This is a genomic window from Pseudescherichia sp. AS216 (assembly GCF_037152055.1).
Lineage (GTDB): Bacteria > Pseudomonadota > Gammaproteobacteria > Enterobacterales > Enterobacteriaceae > Pseudescherichia.
Genome location: NZ_JBBCMV010000001.1, coordinates 740,319 through 762,454, shown reverse-complemented (window position 1 = coordinate 762,454; position 22,136 = coordinate 740,319). Strand labels below are relative to the sequence as shown.

At 56.9% G+C, this 22,136-nt stretch carries 20 protein-coding genes; 4 read left to right on the top strand and 16 right to left on the bottom strand.

Going from position 1 to position 22,136, the window contains the following annotated elements; genetic code table 11:
- Positions 1-216 precede the first annotated feature (216 nt).
- Together WFN61_RS03705 and WFN61_RS03700 are read left to right on the top strand one after the other, a co-directional pair.
- Positions 217-582 carry a hypothetical protein gene (locus WFN61_RS03705; protein WP_144812490.1) on the top strand — a complete coding sequence of 122 codons (366 nt, stop codon included), beginning with the start codon at positions 217-219 and terminating at the stop codon, positions 580-582.
- Positions 583-592: 10 nt separating this feature from the next.
- Positions 593-2,689 (top strand): pyrroloquinoline quinone-dependent dehydrogenase, encoded by a 2,097-nt coding sequence (locus WFN61_RS03700; RefSeq protein WP_312282154.1) that lies wholly within the window; start codon positions 593-595, stop codon positions 2,687-2,689.
- 83 nt (positions 2,690-2,772) lie between these two features.
- On the opposite strand, the gene WFN61_RS03695 is transcribed toward WFN61_RS03700, so the two are convergent.
- The 15 genes from WFN61_RS03695 to yceD form a co-directional block, all read right to left on the bottom strand.
- On the bottom strand, positions 2,773-3,876 hold the full coding sequence (locus WFN61_RS03695) for an NADH:flavin oxidoreductase/NADH oxidase (RefSeq protein ID WP_337037687.1): 1,104 nt from the start codon (positions 3,874-3,876) through the stop codon (positions 2,773-2,775).
- Between the two features lie 94 nt (positions 3,877-3,970).
- Positions 3,971-5,404, bottom strand: a complete 1,434-nt coding sequence (gene ptsG, locus WFN61_RS03690) for a PTS glucose transporter subunit IIBC (RefSeq protein ID WP_144812504.1) — start codon at positions 5,402-5,404, stop codon at positions 3,971-3,973.
- A 294-nt stretch (positions 5,405-5,698) separates the two neighbouring features.
- Positions 5,699-6,496 carry a metal-dependent hydrolase gene (locus WFN61_RS03685; protein ID WP_257757217.1) on the bottom strand — a complete coding sequence of 266 codons (798 nt, stop codon included), beginning with the start codon at positions 6,494-6,496 and terminating at the stop codon, positions 5,699-5,701.
- A gap of 10 nt (positions 6,497-6,506) precedes the next feature.
- Complete coding sequence (gene holB / locus WFN61_RS03680; protein ID WP_337037684.1) at positions 6,507-7,511, bottom strand: DNA polymerase III subunit delta'; 1,005 nt, start codon at positions 7,509-7,511, stop codon at positions 6,507-6,509.
- A complete protein-coding gene (gene tmk, locus WFN61_RS03675) occupies positions 7,508-8,149 on the bottom strand; it encodes a dTMP kinase (protein ID WP_154057040.1) in 642 nt (213 codons plus the stop codon). Before tmk ends, holB begins: the two co-directional genes overlap by 4 nt.
- Complete coding sequence (gene yceG, locus WFN61_RS03670; RefSeq protein ID WP_337037682.1) at positions 8,139-9,161, bottom strand: cell division protein YceG; 1,023 nt, start codon at positions 9,159-9,161, stop codon at positions 8,139-8,141. The genes tmk and yceG overlap by 11 nt, the downstream gene beginning before the upstream one ends.
- Positions 9,158-9,973, bottom strand: a complete 816-nt coding sequence (gene pabC, locus WFN61_RS03665; RefSeq protein ID WP_144812519.1) for an aminodeoxychorismate lyase — start codon at positions 9,971-9,973, stop codon at positions 9,158-9,160. Before pabC ends, yceG begins: the two co-directional genes overlap by 4 nt.
- A 130-nt stretch (positions 9,974-10,103) precedes the next feature.
- Entirely contained in the window at positions 10,104-11,345 is a 1,242-nt protein-coding gene (gene fabF, locus WFN61_RS03660; RefSeq protein WP_144812523.1) for a beta-ketoacyl-ACP synthase II, read from the bottom strand.
- Positions 11,346-11,433: 88 nt separating this feature from the next.
- Positions 11,434-11,673 carry an acyl carrier protein gene (acpP, locus tag WFN61_RS03655; RefSeq protein WP_042392766.1) on the bottom strand — a complete coding sequence of 80 codons (240 nt, stop codon included), beginning with the start codon at positions 11,671-11,673 and terminating at the stop codon, positions 11,434-11,436.
- Positions 11,674-11,851: 178 nt separating this feature from the next.
- On the bottom strand, positions 11,852-12,586 hold the full coding sequence (gene fabG / locus WFN61_RS03650) for a 3-oxoacyl-ACP reductase FabG (RefSeq protein ID WP_042392763.1): 735 nt from the start codon (positions 12,584-12,586) through the stop codon (positions 11,852-11,854).
- Between the two features lie 17 nt (positions 12,587-12,603).
- On the bottom strand, positions 12,604-13,533 hold the full coding sequence (fabD, locus tag WFN61_RS03645) for an ACP S-malonyltransferase (protein ID WP_238084348.1): 930 nt from the start codon (positions 13,531-13,533) through the stop codon (positions 12,604-12,606).
- 17 nt (positions 13,534-13,550) lie between these two features.
- Positions 13,551-14,504, bottom strand: a complete 954-nt coding sequence (locus WFN61_RS03640) for a beta-ketoacyl-ACP synthase III (RefSeq protein WP_144812529.1) — start codon at positions 14,502-14,504, stop codon at positions 13,551-13,553.
- A 6-nt stretch (positions 14,505-14,510) separates the two neighbouring features.
- Positions 14,511-15,545, bottom strand: coding sequence for a phosphate acyltransferase PlsX (plsX, locus tag WFN61_RS03635; RefSeq protein WP_144812532.1), 1,035 nt, complete (start codon positions 15,543-15,545; stop codon positions 14,511-14,513).
- A gap of 202 nt (positions 15,546-15,747) precedes the next feature.
- Entirely contained in the window at positions 15,748-15,921 is a 174-nt protein-coding gene (rpmF, locus tag WFN61_RS03630) for a 50S ribosomal protein L32 (RefSeq protein ID WP_042392755.1), read from the bottom strand.
- Positions 15,922-15,969: 48 nt separating this feature from the next.
- Positions 15,970-16,491, bottom strand: a complete 522-nt coding sequence (yceD, locus tag WFN61_RS03625; protein ID WP_042392753.1) for a 23S rRNA accumulation protein YceD — start codon at positions 16,489-16,491, stop codon at positions 15,970-15,972.
- A 141-nt stretch (positions 16,492-16,632) separates the two neighbouring features.
- Between yceD and WFN61_RS03620 the strand changes: the two genes are divergently transcribed.
- The gene (locus tag WFN61_RS03620) at positions 16,633-17,217 is read left to right on the top strand and encodes a Maf family protein (RefSeq protein ID WP_144812535.1); all 585 of its coding nucleotides are present in this window, start codon (positions 16,633-16,635) and stop codon (positions 17,215-17,217) included.
- A 36-nt stretch (positions 17,218-17,253) separates the two neighbouring features.
- On the opposite strand, the gene rluC is transcribed toward WFN61_RS03620, so the two are convergent.
- On the bottom strand, positions 17,254-18,201 hold the full coding sequence (rluC, locus tag WFN61_RS03615; RefSeq protein ID WP_186370500.1) for a 23S rRNA pseudouridine(955/2504/2580) synthase RluC: 948 nt from the start codon (positions 18,199-18,201) through the stop codon (positions 17,254-17,256).
- Positions 18,202-18,768: 567 nt separating this feature from the next.
- Here rluC and rne point away from each other — a divergent pair.
- The gene (gene rne, locus WFN61_RS03610) at positions 18,769-22,119 is read left to right on the top strand and encodes a ribonuclease E (protein ID WP_337037678.1); all 3,351 of its coding nucleotides are present in this window, start codon (positions 18,769-18,771) and stop codon (positions 22,117-22,119) included.
- The last annotated feature ends 17 nt before the right edge of the window (positions 22,120-22,136 follow it).

Here is a 22,136-nt window from a genome sequence, read left to right as displayed (position 1 = left end):
GCATTAACGCCTGCCGTTAATGCGCGAGTTATCTCTGTGCCCATAGTACAAGGGATCCCTCGAACCACTTAGCACCCCAGAAAAAAATCCTTCATCTATACTGAGTTACGTTTAGTGAGCTGTGCGGCTGTCATTGCCCTGCGTGATGATTAGCCGCAGTAGACTACTACGACAGCAGATTAATTATTGTTCATTTTGGAGAGAGGATTTCCTGGTATGTTGCAATCTCAACCCTCACGCTTCGGCAGTATACTTCTGCTGCTATCTGCCGTGATTGGCTTCGCAGTCGCTTTATATGCGTGGCTAACGCCGCTTACCGGTGTCACCGGCACTATCGGTGCCCTCGGCGTCGCCGTTGCCAGTGTGTTTCTGGCGATACTGACCTTCATACTGCGTGCTGCATCCCGCCGTGGAACGCGTATTTTCCTGATTGTTGTCACTCTTGTCATGTTGTTCGGTATTGGTTTTGCAGGCGCATTGCTGCATCAGTACCTCATTACTGCAGCAATGGTAGTCGGCCTGATTGGTTTGATTGCGCTGAGCAGCAATTCCGTTCGTACCAATCATCGCGCCAGAGTCTGAGGAGCCGCCCGTGCATAACGAAAAACATTCTCCATTACTGAAAGTCAGCATGACGGCGCTCGCATTGCTGGTTGCGCCGCTCTCGCTGCATGCACAAGAGAAGGCCGCTGAGGCCTCTCAGGGAACCCAGGAAAAGCTGAACGTCGATGCCGCCGATCAGCAGGCGCCAGGAACCACAAAAACCACTGACGATGTCTCAACCGGCAAAAATGACGGACAGAAGGTGGAGTCTGCCGTACAGCCCGCCACGCCGCTGGTGCCTGCTACTGCTACCTGGGACAGCTTTCATGGCCAGCTTAACGCCCAGAAATACAGTCCACTGACGCAGATTACGGCGGACAACGTCAGTAAATTAACTAAAGTCTGGGAATTTCATACCGGTGACGTCTCGGATGGCAAAGGTGATACCCCTGCCACCGTCTGGTCAGCAACGCCTATTTTTGCCAACGAAACGCTCTATATCGGTACCCCTTTTGATCGCCTGATTGCGCTCGATCCGGGTACAGGGAAAGAGAAGTGGCATTACGATACTAAATCATCGCGCAAGGCCCTGACCCAGCCGGTTCTCAAGAACCGCGGCGTCTCCTACTGGCAGGCTAAAAATCCGGTCGCCGGACAGGCATGCCAGAAAATCGTTTATATGGGTAACGTGGACGGCCATCTCTATGCGCTGGATGCCGACTCAGGGAAGCCGTGTGCAGGCTTTGCTGATAACGGCGTGCTGGATATCAATCAGTGGAACACGGTCAACGCCAAATATCCGTTATCTATCCTGCAGCCGCCAACCGTGGTAGGTAATCATCTGCTGGTCGGCTGGGCGGGTAAAGACTGGGCCTATGCCGAGGCCCCTCCGGGTACCGTGTTCTCAATCAACGCGCAAACCGGCGCGCGTGAGTGGACCTTTGACGCGATTCCGGCAGAGATCCGCCAACACACCGGTACAGCCAACGTCTGGACCCATATGTCTGCCGATGAGGCCAATGGCCTGGTCTATCTCCCGGTCTCGTCCCCCTCCCCTAACTACTGGGGTGGCAATCGTGTTAAACCTATTCCGCTTGCAACCTCCACTACTGCGCTGGATATCAATACCGGTAAAGTTGTCTGGTCTCGTCAATGGGTTCATCACGACGTGTGGGATTACGATATCAACTCTGCGCCGACCCTGATGGATATCACCGTCGATGGCAAACAGATCCCGGCACTGGTACAGGCGACCAAACAGGGCTTTCTGTTTGTTGTGAATCGCCTGACGGGCGAAGATGTCTGGCCGATTGAAGAGCGTCCGGTACCACAGGGAGATGGTTCGGTACAGGGTGAAGTGCTTTCGCCAACGCAGCCCTTCCCGACGAAGCCTGCGCCGCTGCTCGATCAATCGAAGAAGCCAGAGATCTGGAAACTGGCAGATGCCGTAGGTGCGGGCCAGTGCTCTCGCCTGTGGGATAAGCTGAGTTACGACGGAATGTACACGCCGCCTACGACCAAGGGAGAAGGTGCCCTGACCTATCCAGACAGTGCCGGTGGCGTTCAGTGGGGCGGTGTGGCGTTCGATCCGAAAAAACAGATTGCCATCGTCAATACCTCACATATTGTGCAGTACCTGAAACTCTATAGCCGTGAAGATTATAAAAAGGCGGATAAAGGTTCCGGCAATGAGAGCGGCTTTGCGCCTCAGGAAGGTGCACCTTACGGTATGCGTCTGATGGTGGCGAATAACTGGCTTGGCATGCCGTGCTGGCAACCCCCATTTGGTGAAATCGTAGCGCTGGATATGCACACGGGGGATGTGAAGTGGCGTCGTCCAGTGGGTGCATCGCAGCAGTATGGCTTCTTTATGCCAGAGAGCTGGGGCTCCCCGACCATCGGTGGTCCAGCCGTGACGGCAGGGGGCGTGGTGTTTATCGGTGCCTCCATGGATGCCAAAGTTCGCGCCTATTCAGTGGATAGCGGTGAAGAGCTATGGTCCGATCAGGTAGAAGCACCTGCGGTAGCGAACCCCTCGATCTATGAGTACAAAGGCCGTCAGTATGTCGCCTTTGTCGCGGGGGGCAATACTATTCTGAAGGATCAGGTAGGCGATCAGGTTGTCGTTTACGCGCTTCCTGAATAACCGTTTAACATACCGTTAAGCAAACTGCGTGGGGCCTTCGGGCCCCATTTTTTTAATTTGTGTCGGGGTCGCCCCCTGCTATGTCAGGACTTAAACAGGTTCTTCTGCGTATGAGGCTGGCAGCGAAGATACTGGCTGGCTGCCCTCACCTGTGCGCCCAGCGTTGCGGCGGCATGCCACGGCCAACGCGGATCGTACAACGCCGTACGCGCAATCCCAATAATATCTGCATCGCCGCTCGCGACAATGGACTCTGCGTGTTGGGCTTCGGTAATCAATCCAACGGCTACCACCGGAATAGTGACTGCGGACTTCACTGCTCGTGCTAGCGGAACCTGATAGCCCGGATAGACATCGATTTTTTGATCGGGATGGAGACCCCCGCTTGATACATGGATCGCATCAACACCGCGCGCTTCAAGCATTTTTGCAAACGCCACGGCTTCCTCAATATTGAATCCGCCCTCTACCCAGTCCGTCGCGGAGATGCGCACGCTGATCGCTTTTTCTGTTGGGAAGGCTTCACGGACCACGTCAAAAATTTCCAGTGGGAATCTGGCGCGGTTTTCCAGTGAGCCGCCGTACTCATCGGTGCGCTGGTTTGATAACGGCGACAGGAACTGATGCAGCAGATAACCATGTGCGGCGTGAATTTGAATTAGATCGATACCCAGCCTGGCAGCGCGTTTTGCGGCATTGGCAAACTGGGTGCGAACCTCGTCTAGTCCGGCACTGTCCAGGGCGGTCGGGAGCGTGTAGCCCGTGGTGTAGGGAACGGCGGAGGGGGCTAACGTTTGCCACCCGCCCTGCTGATCAGGCGGAATTTGCCCCTGTTGATCCCAGGGTTTGTAGGTCGATGCTTTTCTTCCCGCATGAGCCAGCTGGATCGCAATGGGCATATCCGACCATTTACGGATTGCATCAAGCACCCGGGCCATGGCTGCCTCACTCTTATCATCATAGAGACCGACGTCGGCAAAGGTGATACGCCCTTCAGGGGAGACGGCAGTGGCTTCAATGGTCAGCAAACCCGCACCGGATTGCGCCAGCTGCCCCAGATGCATCATGTGCCAGTCAGTCATGCATCCCTCTTCAGCGGAGTACTGGCACATGGGGGCTATCACGATCCGGTTTTCAATCTCCAGATTTCTGATGCGTAGCGGGGTAAATAGCGTGGGTTGTGGCATAAGACTTCCTTTCGGTTTCAGCATTTATAGAAATCTTAATATAGCGCATAAAAAAGGGAGCCTTACGGCTCCCTCAGTCTCCCCAGACTGCAAATTAGCTGTTGCGGATGTACTCATCCATTTCGGTTTTCAGGTTATCGGATTTAGTACCGAAAATAGCCTGAACGCCCGAACCTGCAACCACCACACCCGCTGCACCCAATTTCTTCAGGCCAGCCTGGTCAACCTTCGCCACGTCGGCCACGCTTACGCGCAGACGCGTAATACAGGCGTCGAGGTTAGTGATGTTCTCTTTACCACCGAAGGCGGAGACCAGTGCCGGAGCCATCTCGCTGGTTGCGCCAGCTTTAGTGTCTTCGGTTGCGTCTTCACGACCTGGGGTTTTCAGATCCAGCGCTTTGATCAGCACGCGGAACACGGTGTAGTAGATTGCCGCGTAGCACAGGCCAACAATCGGGAACAGCCACAGTTTGCTGCCGTTACCGCTCAGCACGATGAAGTCAATCAGACCGTGTGAGAAGGAGGTCCCGTCACGCATACCCAGCAGGATACAGATCGGGAAGGCCAGACCTGCCAGCACCGCATGGATTGCGTACAGGATCGGCGCAACGAACATGAAGGAGAACTCGATCGGCTCGGTGATACCGGTCAGGAACGAGGTCAGCGCGGCGGAGATCATGATACCGCCCACTTTGGCACGGTTTTCCGGTTTTGCAGAGTGCCAGATGGCAATCGCAGCAGCCGGCAGGCCGTACATTTTGAACAGGAAGCCGCCAGAGAGTTTACCTGCGGTCGGGTCACCTGCCATGTAGCGTGGGATATCGCCGTGGAAGACCTGGCCTGCCGCGTTGGTGTATTCACCAATCTGCATCTGGAAAGGAACGTTCCAGATGTGGTGCAGACCGAACGGTACCAGGCAGCGCTCAATGAAGCCGTAGATACCAAACGCCACAACCGGGTTCTGGTAAGCAGCCCACTGGGAGAAGGTCTGGATAGCCGTACCGATCGGTGGCCAAATGAAGGAGAGGATCACGCCCATGAAGATCGCAGCCAGACCAGAGATGATCGGCACGAAGCGCTTACCAGCGAAGAAGCCCAGATACTCAGGGAGCTTGATGCGGTAGAAGCGGTTGAACATGTAGGCAGCAATCGCACCTGCGATGATCCCGCCAAGAACACCGGTATCAGCCAGGTGTTTCGCCGTAATCTCTTCCGCAGGCAGATGCAGCACCAGCGGCGCAACCACGGCCATGGTTTTCACCATGATGCCATAGGCAACCACTGCCGCCAGCGCAGACACGCCGTCGTTATTGGTGAAGCCAAGTGCAACACCGATAGCGAAAATCAGAGGCATGTTAGCAAAAACGGAACCGCCCGCTTCTGCCATAACATGGGAAACCACTTCTGGAAGCCAGGTGAAGTTAGCCGAACCGACGCCAAGCAGGATCCCTGCAATGGGCAGTACGGAAACGGGCAGCATCAGTGATTTACCGACCTTTTGCAGGTTAGCAAATGCATTCTTAAACATAATTGAGAGTGCTCCTGAGTATTTGTGCTTTTTTTACGTTTTCACGCATTGGCACGGGGGGAGAACCGCGCCCTGGACAGAGCATCTAAGTGCCCTTTATTTATTACACAGAGTAAAATAAATCGCCCTAAGTTTGTTTGACGGTTATCACGTTTCAAAACGCGGTCACCGGAAAACTTTCACTTATTTACAAAAACGGAGTCTGAAAGTATCAAAAAGTCGACTCACCGCCAAGTTTATGGCGGTGCACTGTACTCGCATTGTCAATTAATTACGAGCCTTAAAAAAACAGACTTATGGGCGGGATAGGAGACGCGCGGGGTCGATATGGAACAGCGTGGCGAAGTTTTGCGTGGTCTGCTGCGCCAGCGTCTCCAACGATACGCCCTTCAGCACTGCCATGTACTCCGCAACGTCGCGGGTCATTGCAGGCTGGTTCTCTTTGCCCCGGTGCGGAACCGGTGCCAGATAGGGTGAATCCGTCTCCACCAGCATTCTGTCCAGCGGTACGTAGCGTGCAGCGTCGCGCAGCTGTTCAGCGTTACGGAAAGTAACAATGCCAGAGAACGAGATATAGAACCCCATATCCAGCAGCTTTCCTGCCGTTTCTCTGTCTTCTGTGAAACAGTGTAGTACGCCACCGCAATCCGTCACCTTTTCCTCGGCCAGAATCGCCAGCGTATCTTCGCGAGCATCGCGGGTATGGACGATCACTGGCTTATTCAGCTCGCGACCAATGCGGATATGGTTGCGGAACGACTCCTGCTGAATGGGTTTGGTCTCCGGGGTATAGAAGTAATCCAGCCCGGTCTCGCCCATGGCTACGACGCCCTCTTCTGCCGCCAGGGTACGCAGCTCCTCAACGTCATACGCCTCGTCCTGATTAAGCGGATGCACGCCGCAGGAGAAAGCTACGTTGTCACGATTGCCCACCAGCTCACGCATGGCGCGGTAGCCCGGCAGCGTCGTAGCCACCGCAAGGCAAAACTTAACGTCGCGGGCGGCCGCTTTGGTCAGCACGTCGTCCACGTCCCGGTGCAGGGATTGATAATCAAGGCCATCAAGATGGCAGTGGGAGTCGACTAAAAACATAATGTCTCTCTTAAAGATGGGATACAGGCAGCACGGCGTCGGGTTGCAGCCAGTGCTCCTGGCTCAGGAGTAAATCGGTTAGCAGCAGTTCGCGATTAACGCCGGTCACGGTCAGCAGCTGCTCCCGGCAGGTAAAGATCGCCGCCAGGAGAGCCCGCAAACGCGCAGGCGCAATAATTCTCGCCAGCCGGGTGACCAGCGGATAGGCGTCGGCGTTGCCGATCTGCGTCGCTCCCTGCTGGATTTTCATGGCGTCAAGATAGAGCGAGGCCAGCCAGTGCAGACGATCGGCAACGCTGTCATGGTTAAGCGCGGGCAGCAGAGAGAGCCAGTCGCTGCTGGTCAGGGCTGCATCCACGGCAGCGCACAGCGTCTGGCGCTGCGCCCACGCATCGGTAGAGAGCAGGGTTTGTGCCGCGCCAGGCGCACCGCCGCAGAGCCGCAGCGCCGTCAGGATCGCCTCGGGCGAGGCCTGGACCTCCCGCGACAGCCAGGCGCAGGCATAGCGCTCGTCCGGTGGCGCAAGGTGATGCAGGCGGCAGCGGCTGCGCAGAGTGGCCAGCAGGCGGGCCGGCTCACGGCAGGCGAGGAAGAACCAGGTATTGGCCGGGGGCTCCTCCAGCGTTTTAAGCAGAGCGTTAGCGGCGGCCTCGGTCAGCCGGGCCGCATCGCTGACCCACACTACTTTCGCGCCGCTCAGGCGTGCATGCTCGTAAAGCTTCTCGCTCACCGCACGCACCGCATCAATACCCAGCGTGCTTTTGCCCTTCTCCGGCTCCAGCACATAGTAATCCGGGTGCGTTCCGGCCTGCATCAGCTGACAGCCGCGACAGCGACCGCAGCTTTTATGTCCGTCGGGCTGCTGGCAGAGCAGATAGCGCGTCAGAGCATAGATTAACGCCTCATCACCCATACCGGGCAGAGCGTGGATCAGTAGCGCATGGTGTCCGCGTCCGGCCTGGTAGCTGGCGACCAGGCTTTCAAAGTCTGGGCGTAACCATGGATACCATTTCATGCGCCCTGCTCCTGCACCCAGGCGGTGACCGTCTGACGAATGTCGCTCATCACCTCGTCGAGGGATCGCGTAGCGTCGATGGTTTTAATCCGCGGATCGGCAGCGGCAAGCTCAAGGTAACGGGCGCGGGCGCGATGGAAGAAGTCATAGGACTCCTGCTCGATGCGGTCCAGCTCGCCCCGGGCGCGGGCGCGTTTCAGGCCCACTTCCGGCTCAACGTCGAGGTAGAGCGTCAGGTCGGGACGAAAATCGCCTAATACGGTGTCGCGCAGGGTGGCCAGCATATGCGCATCAATACCGCGTCCGCCGCCCTGATAGGCCTGAGTAGAGAGATCGTGGCGATCGCCGATCACCCAGCAGCCGCGGGCCAGCGCGGGCTTGATGACCGTTTCCACCAGCTGGACGCGGGCAGCATAGAACATCAGCACTTCGGCTTTGTCGGTAATGACCTCATCACCTACCGATTTGATGTCCAGCACCAGGCTGCGCAGCTTTTCGGCAAGCTGCGTCCCGCCCGGCTCGCGGGTAAAGATCATCTCGCCCACCCCAAGCTGGGTCAGCGTCTCCACGACGGTATCGCGGGCGGTGGTCTTTCCGGCCCCTTCCAGCCCTTCGATAACGATGTATTTACTGGCCATTTTTTTCCTTAAGCACTTTCAGATAGTCCTGCACCGCGCGGTTGTGGCTGACGAGGTTGGTGGTAAAGGTATGCCCCCCCTTGCCGTCAGCAACAAAATAGAGATACGGCGTTTTAGCCGGATGCGCAGCGGCACGCAGCGATGCGTCGCTCGGGATGGCAATCGGTCCCGGCGGCAGGCCGCTAATGGTATAGGTATTATACGCCGTTGGCGTTTCCAGATCGCTACGGCTGATTTTACCGGTGTAGCTGTCGCCCATGCCGTAAATAACGGTGGGATCGGTTTGCAGACGCATGCCGGTACGTAGACGGTTGATGAAGACCGAGGCGACCCGATCCCGCTCGCTGGCTACCGCCGTCTCTTTTTCAATAATCGAGGCCATGGTCACCAGCTGGTTTTGATCTTTATACGGCAGACCCTCCGCCCGCCCTTCCCAGGCTTTGTTCACCGCGGCGACCATTTTATCATGGGCGCGTTTAAGCATGGTGATGTCAGTGGTATGGGCAGTGTAGAGCCAGGTATCGGGCCAGAACCACCCCTCGATCCACTCAGGATGCTCAAACTTAAGCGCCTCTGCCACCGTGGCGTAGCTGTCATCTTTCAGGGTGTGCTGAATATAGGGCGCATCGCGAAGCTGCTTCAGGAGGTCGCTGAGACGCATCCCCTCTACCAGCCGCAGCGGGAACTGCGCCTCTTTGCCGCTCTCCAGCAGCCGCAGCATGTCGCGCACCGACATATCCGGGGTAAAGCGATAGGTCCCGGCTTTGAAATGGGAGAGCGCAGGCTCCACGCGCAACAGCCACTGGAAGACGCGAGGACGATTAATAATCTTCTCACTATAGAGCTGGGTTCCCAGCGCCTGGCGACCGGTGCCTGCTTTCAGGGTAAAGATGGTCTCTGCGTTAATGAGCAGCTTGCTCTCCGCCAGCTGGCGAACCTTCCAGTAACCTGCTCCGGCAGCAATGCCCAGCAGCACCAGCAGAAGTACAACAAAACGAAACATTTTCTTCATGACGAGATCGCACGCTCACAAAGGGGAGATAAAAAGGAATACAGCTCGCGGGATGTCCACTCCCACTCGCCGCAGGCGTTAACCGGCACGACAGGCATCAGCGCGTTACAGATCAGCACCTCATCGGCATCGGCCAGCGCCTTCGGCCGCGCGGCAACTTCCGCGAAGGTAAAGCCCGAGGCGGTCAGCCGGTCGATAATAAACTGACGCATAATGCCCTTCACGCCTGCCTGGTCAAGACAGGGCGTAAATACCCTCATGCCCTGACGCCAGAATAAATTCGCGGCACAGCATTCCGTAAGCAACCCGTCGCTGTCAAGAACCAGCGCCTCGTCGCCTGCCGTCTGCTCAAGATGAGTACGAATCAGCACCTGCTCCAGGCGGTTAAGATGCTTTACACCTGCCAGATGCGGGTTACGCCCCAGCCGGATCGGGCTGAGCGCGAGGGTGATCCCCTCCTGCTGCCAGCGGGCATAGTGGGCAGGCAGCGCTGACAGGCTCAGGATGCGCGTAGGCGTCTGGCAACCCGCGGCACTGTAACCGCGCCCGCCCGCACCCCGGGTGATCATCACCTTCAGTACGCCCGTCTGCTGACGACCTGCCAGAGCGATCATCTCCTGCTCGAGGATAGCCCAGTCGGTAAACGGGATAAATAAGCGCTCACAGGCATCGCGCAGGCGCGCAAGATGGGCCTGAAGCAGCTGGATCTCACCGGTTTGGATCCGGGCGGTGGTAAAGCAGCCGTCGCCGAACTGTACAGCCCTGTCGTTCGCCGCCAGCGTCTGCTGTTGGCAGCCATTTATCAAGAACATAGCGGCTCCTCTATCCGTGGCCGGGTAGTCTGGCAGGATGCGAAACACAGGACAAGCGGAGAAAGCTGAATTGAAAGGGAAAACATGTTGAACGGACCGGGCAGCACAGAGGCTACCCGGTCATACGGCGTTAGATCCGTTTAAAGATCAGCGAGCCGTTAGTACCACCGAAGCCAAAGGAGTTACACAGGGTGTACTCCAGATCGCTCACCTGGCGTGCGACATGCGGAACGTAGTCCAGATCGCAACCCTCATCCGGGTTATCCAGGTTAATGGTCGGCGGGATCGCCTGATCGCGCAGGGCCAGGATGGAGTAGATAGACTCTACCGCGCCCGCTGCGCCCAGCAGGTGACCGGTCATGGATTTGGTGGAGCTGACCATAACGCGGCTTGCCGCTTCGCCAAACACGGATTTCACCGCCTGGGTTTCGGCTTTATCGCCGGCCGGGGTGGAGGTGCCGTGGGCGTTAACGTAGCCAATCTTCGCCGGATCCAGCTGGGCATCACGCAGCGCATTGGTCATCGCCAGCGCCGCACCCGCGCCGTTTTCCGGCGGCGAGGTCATGTGGTAGGCATCGCTGCTCATACCAAAGCCAACCAGTTCGGCATAGATTTTCGCGCCGCGTTTTTTCGCATGCTCGTACTCTTCCAGCATGACCATACCCGCGCCGTCGCCCAGCACAAAACCGTCACGATCTGTATCCCACGGACGGCTTGCCGCCTGCGGATTGTCGTTACGGGTGGAGAGCGCACGCGCTGCGCCAAAGCCGCCCACGCCAAGCGGGGTACTGGCTTTTTCAGCGCCGCCTGCCAACATGGCGTCAGCATCGCCGTAGGCGATAATACGCGCCGCATGGCCGATGTTGTGCACGCCAGAGGTACAGGCCGTAGCGATGGAGATGCTCGGGCCCTGAAGACCAAGCATAATCGTCAGATGACCGGCTACCATGTTAACAATGGTAGAGGGCACAAAGAATGGGCTGATTTTACGCGGGCCGCCGTTAACCAGCGAGGCGTGGTTCTCTTCGATCAGGCCAAGACCGCCGATACCTGAACCGATAGCGGCCCCGATACGGTGAGCGTTCTCTGGGGTGACCTCAAGGCCAGAATCCTGCATGGCCTGCCAGCCCGCAACAACTCCATATTGAATGAAGGCATCCATCTTGCGCTGCTCTTTGCGCGAGATGATGTCATCACAGTTAAAATCCTTTACTAAGCCAGCAAATTTTGTTGCATAGGCGCTAGTATCGAAATGGTCGATCAGGCTGATGCCACTCTGACCGGCAAGGAGAGCACTCCAGGTAGACTCTACGGTATTGCCGACAGGAGACAACATGCCAAGTCCGGTCACAACTACACGACGCTTAGACACGTTTGTCCTCCAGGGAGGGATAAAAAAGAGATGGGTGGGAGAAAAAGATAAAACTCAGGCGGTCGAATGACCGCCTGGAGATGTTCACTTATGCCTGGTGACCGTTGATGTAATCAATGGCAGCCTGAACAGTAGTGATCTTCTCAGCTTCTTCGTCCGGAATCTCAGTATCAAACTCTTCTTCCAGAGCCATTACCAGCTCAACGGTGTCAAGAGAATCCGCGCCCAGATCGTCAACGAAAGAAGCATTGTTAGTCACTTCTTCCTGCTTAACGCCCAGCTGCTCGCCAATAATTTTCTTAACGCGTTCTTCGATAGTGGTGCTCATACTCTTAAATTTCCTATCAAAACTCGCTTTCGCGATGGTTTTCGTAGTGTATAAAATGTTGAAAAATTTGCAACTAAATCCCGGCAGGTCCTACCACGATTTTGCGCTATTTTGAGGCCAATTGGGCTGATAACGCAAATAAAATTATTTCCATTTGATGCTTTAGGAAATAACGTGGTTAAACCATATACATTCCGCCGTTGACGTGCAGGGTTTCACCAGTGATGTAACCCGCTTCGTCAGAAGCTAAAAATGCTACCGCGCTGGCAATCTCTTTTGGATCGCCAAGACGACCCGCCGGAACCGCTGCCAGCGTACCCGCACGCTGATCTTCGGTCAGCGCACGCGTCATGTCCGTTTCAATAAAACCCGGAGCAACAACGTTTACAGTAATACCGCGGGACGCAACTTCACGCGCCAGCGACTTACTGAAACCGATCAGGCCTGCTTTCGCCGCAGCGTAGTTAGCCTGACCAGCATTTCCCATGGTACCCACCACAGAACCGATAGTGATAATGCGACCATGACGCTTCTTCATCATAGCCCGCATTACCGCTTTTGACAGGCGGAAAACAGAAGAGAGATTGGTTTCGATGATATCGTTCCACTCGTCGTCTTTCATCCGCATTAACAGGTTGTCGCGGGTAATCCCGGCATTATTGACCAGAATATCCACTTCGCCAAACTCTGCACGGACATTTTCCAGCACAGATTCAATAGATGCAGGATCGGTCACGTTTAACAGTAAACCTTTGCCGTTTGCACCTAAATAGTCGCTGATGGCCTGCGCGCCGCTTTCGCTGGTCGCGGTACCGATCACCTTCGCGCCGCGGGCAACGAGGGTTTCAGCAATTGCGCGGCCAATGCCACGGCTTGCACCGGTAACCAGTGCGATCTTTCCTTCAAAACTCATGGTTTTGGGTTCCTTGTTTATTGCTCAGCCGCCGCTGACAGTGCCGCAGGCTCGTTAATAGCCGAGGCGGTCAGGGTGTCAACAATACGCTTGGTCAGGCCAGTAAGCACTTTGCCCGGACCGACTTCATACAGGTGCGTAACGCCCTGAGAAGCGATAAATTCAACGCTTTTAGTCCACTGTACCGGACTGTAGAGCTGGCGGACCAGCGCATCACGGATAGCTTCCGGCGAGGTTTCGCACTTCACGTCAACGTTGTTTACCACCGGAATAGCCGGCGCGTTGAAGGTGATTTTTTCCAGCTCGGCGGCCAGCTTCTCTGCTGCGGGCTTCATCAGCGCGCAGTGGGACGGCACGCTTACCGGCAGCGGCAGCGCGCGTTTAGCACCCGCTGCTTTACAGGCCGCGCCTGCACGCTCAACCGCGTCTTTATGCCCGGCAATGACCACCTGACCCGGCGAGTTATAGTTCACCGGAGAGACAACCTGGCCTTCAGCAGCCTCTTCACAGGCTTTAGCAATCGCCGCATCGTCAAGGCCGATAATCGCCGACATGCCGCCGGTGCCTTCCGGTACCGCTTCCTGCATAAATTTGCCGCGCAGCTCAACGAGACGTACGGCATCGGCGAAATCGATCACGCCCGCGCACACCAGCGCAGAGTATTCGCCCAGGCTATGGCCTGCCATCAGCGCCGGGGTTTTACCGCCCTGCTGCTGCCAGACGCGCCACAGTGCGACGGAAGCCGTCAGCAGCGCGGGCTGTGTCTGCCACGTTTTGTTGAGCTCTTCTGCCGGGCCCTGCTGGGTCAGAGCCCACAGGTCATAGCCCAGCGCCGCAGAAGCTTCACGGAACGTCTCTTCCACCAGCGGAAACTGTGCTGCCACATCGGCCAGCATACCCACGGTCTGAGAACCCTGTCCCGGGAACACAAAAGCAAATTGCGTCATCTTATTTATCCTTAATACTAGAAACGAACCAGCGCAGAGCCCCAGGTGAACCCGCCGCCGAAGGCCTCAAGCAGCACCAGCTGGCCCGGCTTGATACGTCCGTCGCGCACGGCTTCATCCAGCGCACAAGGCACCGACGCCGCAGAGGTATTGCCGTGACGGTCAAGGGTAACGACCACTTTGTCCATCTCCATACCCAGCTTTCTCGCCGTCGCGCTGATAATGCGCAGGTTCGCCTGGTGCGGAACCAGCCAGTCCAGCTCGGCGCGATCGATATTATTCGCCGCCAGCGTCTCTTCAACGATGTGCGCCAGCTCGGTCACGGCCACTTTGAAGACTTCGTTACCCGCCATGGTCAGGTAGGTGGGGCTGTCCGGCGTGACGCGATCCAGGTTCGGCAGCGTTAACAGCTCGCCGTAGCTCCCGTCTGCGTGCAGATGGGTAGAGATGATACCCTGCTCTTCGGATGCGCTCAGCACTGCCGCGCCCGCGCCGTCACCGAAGATAATGATCGTTCCGCGATCGGTCGGATCGCAGGTACGGGCCAGCACGTCAGCGCCGATCACCAGCGCATGCTTCACCGCACCGCTTTTGACATACTGATCGGCAATGCTCAGGGCATAGGTAAAGCCTGCGCAGGCGGCAGCCACATCAAATGCCGGGCAGCCTTTGATCTCCAGCAGGCTCTGCACCTGGCAGGCCGCGCTGGGGAAAGCATGGGTCGCCGAGGTGGTGGCGACGATGATCAGACCGATCTCAGTTTTATCAATGCCCGCCATGTCGATGGCGCGCTTAGCAGCTTCGAAACCCATGGTTGCCACGGTCTCATCCGGGGCGGCAATGCGGCGCTCACGAATGCCTGTGCGGGTGACAATCCACTCGTCAGAGGTATCGACCATCTTTTCCAGATCGGCGTTGGTTCGCACTTGCTCGGGCAGGTAGCTGCCGGTACCACTAATCTTCGTATACATATACGCTCAGTCTTTTTCCGGTAACACAGATTCCAGGCGAGCGGCAATCCGTTCGGGGACGTGCCGCTGCACCGCCTGCACTGCCTGTTCAATCGCGACTGCAAACGCGCGCTGATTGGCTGCACCATGACTCTTGATCACCGTGCCGCGCAATCCTAACAGACAGGCACCATTATACTGGTCGGGGTTGAGGTGACTGAATCGCCTTGTCAGGCTTTTTTGTAACCAACGCTTTAATAAAAGCAGCCACCACGACCGTTTTTTGCCTTCGCCCTGCGATTTCAGCAACGACAGGAACATTCTGACCATGCCTTCCATCGTCTTCAACGTCACGTTGCCGGTAAAGCCGTCGCAGACCAGCACGTCCGTTTTGCCGGTGAGCAGCTCATTGGCTTCAAGATAGCCAATATAGTTGATCGATGGGATCGATTTTAGCAGCGCCGACGCATCGCGGATGCTGTCGAGGCCTTTGACCTCTTCTTCCCCGATATTGAGCAGCGCCACGCGCGGATGTTCAATACCGATGACCTCTTCAGCCATCACCGATCCCATAATGGCGAACTGCACCAGCATGGTACTGTCACAGTCAACGTTAGCGCCGAGATCCAGCACCACGGTTCTGCCCTTCTGCTGATGCGGCAGCACCGTCATCAGCGCCGGACGTTCAATACCGTCAATGGGCTTAAGCAGTAGCTTAGCCAGCCCCATCAGCGCCCCGGTATTGCCTGCGCTGACGCAGGCTTCGGCACGCCCCTCTTTGACCAGCTCAAGCGCTATACGCATAGAGCTACCCCGGCTGTTGCGCACGGCCTGGGCGGGACGGACATCACTGGCAATAACCGACTGGGCAGGAATAACCTGCAGGCGCGAGCGCTGATCAAAATCGGCTTTAGCAAGTAATGGCGTGATAGCGTCGGGATGACCGACTAACAGAAGTGTGAGTTGAGGGTTAGAATGCAGTGCCTGCAATGCTGCAGGCACTGTCACGGAAGGGCCAAAATCGCCCCCCATGACATCTAACGCCAGGGTTAGACGTGTCAAGGTATCGTCGTGCCTGGTTCGGTTAACCCCCGCTTACACGGGGATTTCCTCACTAAGCTTCATCACGCTTTTTACTCTTCGTCTTTCACGCCGCAGGGGCGTTAGCTACGTTCGGTCACCCCAATCGCATAGTTATCTATGCTCAGGGGCTTCTCTCACTTGCCGCCTTCCTGCAACGCGAAATACTTTGAGTAAAGCGTGATTACTTAGTGATAACCTTGCGACCGCGGTAGAAACCGTCAGCGGTCATGTGGTGACGCAGGTGAGACTCACCAGACGTTTTGTCTACAGACAGGCTGGTGACTGCGGTCAGCGCGTCATGGGAACGACGCATGCCACGTTTGGAACGGGTTGGTTTATTTTGTTGTACGGCCATGGACCTTACTCCTCAATTACGGTAACTCCATTACTACGGAGAAACCTGTTACTTACGCTTTAAGCTGGCTAATACGGCAAATGGATTTGGCTTCTGTGCCTCTTCAGGCAGTTCACCAAAGACCATGTCCGCGTCGGACACTTCACAGTGTTCAGAATCATGCACCGGCACTACCGGCAAGGAGAGGATAATTTCATCCTCGACCAGTGCCAGCAGGTCGATTTCACCGAATTCGTTAACCTGAATCGGTTCATACGCTTCCGGGAGTGCTTCGGCCTGCTCGTCTTTGACGATCGGGCTAAAACAATATTGCGTGTAGACCTGATGGGCAAACGTCTTGCCGCAGCGCTGACACTCGAGCGTTACCGAAACTTTTGCATCGCCGGTTAAAACCGCAAGGCGCTGGTTATCGATAGCGAACGACATGGAGCATTCCACATCACTGTCTACACTGACTACGGATTCAGCGACGCGCTCGGCCTGCTCACGAGTGTATACACCCTCGTAATCAAGGCGTTTTTGAGCGGTACGAACCGGATCAAGAGTCAGGGGTAATTTTACCTTTTGCATAGGGCGCGCATATTAACTTTGTAACGTTCTGGAGTCAAAGAAAAAGGCAGTCTGTGATTGCCTTTTGCCAATTATTCGCACACATTGCGGCCTGTAGTTTAAAATGCCTGACCTCGTTATGCCATATAGGGTAGAAAAAATATGTCGAATATTATTCTTGCGTCCACGTCTTCTTACCGCCGCGCGCTGCTGGAAAAACTCGGCATTGTCTTCGAGTGCGCCGCACCGGACGTGGATGAGACCCCAGAGCCTGGCGAATCGCCGCGTCATCTGGTGCTGCGCCTGGCGCAGGCCAAGGCCCAGTCGCTGGCGGAACGCTACCCTCACCACCTGATTATTGGCTCCGATCAGGTCTGTGTGCTGGACGGGGAAATCACCGGCAAGCCGTTAACGGAGGAGAAAGCCTTTCAGCAACTCATGAAGGCGCGGGGTAATATCATCACCTTCTATACCGGGCTGGCGCTCTATAACTCCGCCACCGGTCATCTGCAAACCGAGTGTGAACCGTTTGACGTCCACTTTCGCCACCTGAGCGAGCAGGAGATTGCTGACTATCTGCGTAAGGAGCGGCCGCTGAACTGTGCCGGCAGCTTTAAAAGCGAGGGATTAGGGATTGCGCTGTTTGACCGTCTTGAGGGCCGGGATCCAAATACGCTGGTGGGGCTGCCGCTGATTGCGCTGTGCCAGATGCTGCGCCGGGAGCACTGCAATCCGCTGTTAGCATGAAGTGAGTAATGCCCGGCAGGCTCGCCGGGCATTACGTTACCCGCGCAGTACCTTCAGGCAGCGTTTGAGCTGCTCATCCAGCGGGGCTTCAATGCGCAGAGTTTCGCCGGTTCCCGGATGGGTAAACTTCAGCGCCGCCGCGTGCAGGAAGAGTCGGTTTAACCCGGTTCCCGCCAGCTGCTTATCAAACTCGCGGTCGCCATAGCGATCGTCAAAGGCGATGGGATGCCCGGCGTGCTGGGTATGAACACGAATCTGGTGAGTACGGCCGGTAATAGGGCTACAGCGCACCAGGGTAGCAAACGCATAGCGCTCCTCAACCTTAAAGCGCGTCTCTGACGGTTTGCCTTCGCTATTCACGCGGACGATCCGCTCCCCGCTCTGCAGAATATTTTTCAGTAGCGGAGCCTGTACCGTTTTGACATGCGACTGCCACTGGCCGCGCACCAGCGCCAGGTAATCTTTTTGCATGCCTTTCTCGCGCAGCTGCTCATGCAGGGAGCGCAGCGCCGAGCGCTTCTTGGCCACCAGCAGCACGCCGGAGGTATCCCGGTCCAGACGGTGTACCAGCTCCAGGAAGCGCGCTTCCGGACGCAGAGCGCGCAGGCCTTCAATGACGCCGAAGCTCAGCCCGCTGCCGCCGTGGACGGCGGTGCCTGACGGCTTGTTCAGCAGCAGAATATGATCGTCTTCATAAAGGATGACATCCGCCAGCGCCGCTACCTTATTCAGATGCGGTGACACCGCCTCCTCTTCACGCTCGGCAACGCGTACCGGCGGGATACGCACCTCATCCCCGCCCTCCAGCTTATACTCGGGCTTCACGCGCTTCTTGTTAACCCGCACTTCGCCTTTACGCAGGATGCGGTAAATCATACTTTTCGGCACGCCCTTCAGCTGGGTGCGTAAAAAGTTATCGATGCGTTGCCCGGCGTCGTCGGCCGCGATAGCAACAATTCTTACGGATGGAGTCTCAGTTTTCATGGGGGGCGATTCTAAAAGCCTCGCCCGATTCGCGCCACTCATTTTTATGTGCTTATATTTATCTCTATCGGTGTCATGTTGACCGTCATCACGCTTTTCGCTGGGTTTTAGCACAATCCCTGGGCAAACGTGAAAAAACTGTTAGTAACCGGGTGATAAATGGCAAAAGTCATCTTGCTATAACAGATTTAGCAAGGAATAATGAGGCTGTTTTCCGCTTGAATCTTGTTAAACAAGGAAATTTGCGGAATGACCAGTTTTGCCTGTCCGATCATCCACGCAGCAATGGCGTAAGACGTATTGATCCTTCAGGCACTTAGCGGGCTGCGGGTTGCAGTCCTTACCGGTAGAGGGATCGACCCTGGAGAGTAATACCCAGGCAGTTCCCCTGATAATTGCGCTGTTTTTCCGTATGAAATACAGGCAACCGACACTCTGCGCCTCTTAAGCGTGCGATAACCGTGAGGTTGGCGACGTGAACAGACACGAGGCCATCGGTTCACCCCGGAAAGGCGTTAACTATGCCCGCAGCCTAGTCGTCAATGTAAGAATAATGAGTAAGTTACGATGAAAAGAATGTTAATTAACGCAACTCAGCAGGAAGAGTTGCGCGTCGCCCTTGTTGATGGGCAGCGCCTGTACGACCTGGATATCGAAAGCCCGGGACACGAACAGAAAAAAGCGAACATCTACAAAGGTAAAATTACCCGTATTGAACCGAGCCTTGAAGCCGCATTTGTTGACTACGGTGCTGAGCGTCACGGTTTCCTACCTCTGAAAGAGATCTCCCGCGAATATTTCCCTGCAAACTACAGTGCCCATGGCCGCCCGAACATCAAAGATGTGCTGCGCGAAGGCCAGGAGGTCATTGTCCAGATTGACAAAGAAGAGCGCGGTAATAAAGGCGCGGCCTTAACCACCTTTATCAGCCTGGCCGGTAGCTATCTGGTTCTGATGCCAAACAACCCGCGCGCGGGTGGCATCTCTCGCCGTATTGAAGGCGATGACCGTACCGAGCTGAAAGAGGCGCTGGCGAGCCTGGATATGCCGGACGGCATGGGGCTGATCGTTCGTACCGCAGGCGTAGGCAAATCTGCCGAAGCGCTGCAGTGGGACTTAAGCTTCCGCCTGAAGCATTGGGAAGCGATCAAGAAAGCCGCTGAAAACCGCCCTGCTCCGTTCCTGATCCACCAGGAGAGCAACGTTATCGTTCGCGCCTTCCGCGACTATCTGCGCCAGGATATCGGTGAGATCCTCATCGACAACCCGAAAGTGATGGAGATGGCACGCCAGCATATCGCTGCGCTGGGCCGTCCTGACTTCAGCAGCAAAATCAAACTCTACACCGGTGAAATCCCGCTGTTCAGCCACTATCAGATCGAATCGCAGATCGAGTCCGCCTTCCAGCGCGAAGTGCGTCTGCCTTCTGGCGGCTCTATCGTTATCGACTCCACCGAAGCGCTGACCGCGATTGATATCAACTCCGCCCGCGCAACCCGCGGCGGCGATATCGAAGAGACGGCGTTTAATACTAACCTGGAAGCGGCAGACGAAATCGCCCGCCAGCTGCGCCTGCGCGACCTCGGCGGCCTGATCGTCATCGACTTTATCGATATGACCCCGGTTCGCCACCAGCGTGCGGTTGAAAACCGCCTGCGTGAAGCCGTGCGTCAGGATCGCGCCCGTATTCAGATCAGCCATATTTCGCGCTTCGGCCTGCTGGAGATGTCCCGCCAGCGTCTGAGCCCGTCCCTCGGCGAGTCCAGCCATCACGTCTGCCCGCGCTGTAGCGGTACCGGCACTATTCGTGACAACGAATCCCTGTCGCTCTCTATTCTGCGCCTGATCGAAGAGGAAGCGCTGAAAGAGAACACTCAGGAAGTTCACGCGATTGTTCCCGTGCCGATTGCCTCCTATCTGCTTAACGAGAAACGCGCTGCGGTAAGCGCGATCGAAGCGCGTCAGGGCGGCATTAAGTGCGTTATCGTGCCGAATGACCAGATGGAAACCCCGCACTACTCCGTGCTGCGCGTGCGCAAAGGCGAAGAGACCTCGACCCTGAGCTATAAGCTGCCGAAGCTGCATGAAGAGGCGATGGCGCTGCCGTCCGAAGAGGAGTACGCCGAGCGCAAACAGCCTGAACAGCCTGCGCTGGCCACCTTCGTGATGCCTGACATTCCGCCTGCGCCTGCGCCACAGTCCGCGCCGGTTGCTGAAGAAAAAGCACAGCCAGCCGCTGCACAGCCTGCCGCTCCGGCGGAAACGGGCCTGCTGGGCCGTCTCTTTGGCGCCCTGAAGAAGGTATTCGCCAGCGAGCCTGCCAGCCAGCCGGTTGAGGTTAAAGCGGAAGAAGAAGTTAAAGAAGAGAAACCGGCCCGTTCCCAGGAGCGTCGTAAGCCGCGCCAGAACAACCGCCGTGACCGCAACGACCGCGGAGATCGTGGCGATCGTAACGAACGTCGCGACAGCCGTAGCGAAGGCGCAGAAGCGCGCGAAGGCCGTGATAACCGCGACAATCGTGATAACCGCGACAACCGTGAGCGTGACGAGAATCGCCGTGGTCGCCGTGAAAAACAGCAGCCGAACGGTGAAGTTCGCGAAGTCCGTCAGCCGCAGGCCGTTGTTGAGGACGCAGATAAGTCTAAATCCCGCGATGAGCAGCAGCAGTCCCGCCGCGAGCGCAACCGTCGTCGCAACGACGAAAAACGTCAGGCTCAGCAAGAAGTTAAAGTGCTGAACCGCGAAGAGCAGCCAGTCCTGGAAGTCGAAGCGGAACAGGAAGATCGCGTTCAGGTGATGCCGCGCCGTAAACAGCGCCAGCTGAGCCAGAAAGTGCGCTTTGAGTCTGCGCCGTCTGCCGACGCTGGTGTTGATGAGATCGCTGCCGCGACGCCGGTGACAGATGCCCAGGCATCCCATACTGAGCTGGCGAAGGTAGATCTGCCTGCGGTTGTTGAGCAGCCGGTTCAGGAGCAGGAAGAGTCCAGCGAGAATCGTGATAACGCCGGGATGCCGCGCCGTTCACGTCGTTCTCCGCGTCACCTGCGCGTCAGCGGCCAGCGCCGTCGTCGCTACCGTGACGAGCGCTACCCGACCCAGTCCCCGATGCCGCTGACCGTAGCCTGTGCATCGCCGGAGATGGCGTCAGGTAAAGTGTGGATCCGCTACCCGGTCGCGCAGAACGTTGAGCCGGTACAGGATGAGACCACCGTTGAAACCGCACCGGAAGCTATCCAGCAGCCGATCGTTGAGCCAGTAGCAGAGCCGATTGCGGCATCTGTTAGCGCTGAACCTGCTGTAGTTGAACCGACAGTTGTTGAAACTGCTGTAGTTGAACCGACAGTAGTTGAACCGACAGCCGTTGAGCCTACCGTCGTCGAGCCGCAAGCCGCCGTGAGCGAGCCGCAGCCTGCCGCAGTAGACACTACGCATCCTGAAGCGATTGAGACGCCGGTTGACGAGCAGCCGCAGCTGATCGCCCCGGAAGACGTGCCGGTTGCTGAGCACATCGCGGAGATCGCAGAGCCTGCTGAAGCACCAGCCGAAGTGGTTGAAGAGGTGAAAGCCGCTGAGCCTGTCGCGGAAGCGCAGCCAGAAGCTGAGGTGAAGCCAGCCGTGGAAGCGCAGCCTGTGGTTGAAGCCCAGCCTGAGCCAGAAGCGAAGCCTGCTGTCGAGCCGAAGCCGGAAGCAGACGTTAAGCCTGCTGTTGCCGCTCAACCTGTCGCCGCTAAGGCACTGCACAGCTTTGCCACCGCGCCGATGACTCGCGCGCCAGCCCCGGAATACGTTCCTGAGCCGCCGCGTCACAGCGACTGGGTTCGCCCGGCGTTTGACTTCGATGGCAAAGGTTCTGCGGGCGGCCATAGCGCTACCCATCAGGCTACCGCCCCGGCAACGCGCCCGCAGCAGCCTGAATAACGCACTCTGCGAGTAAC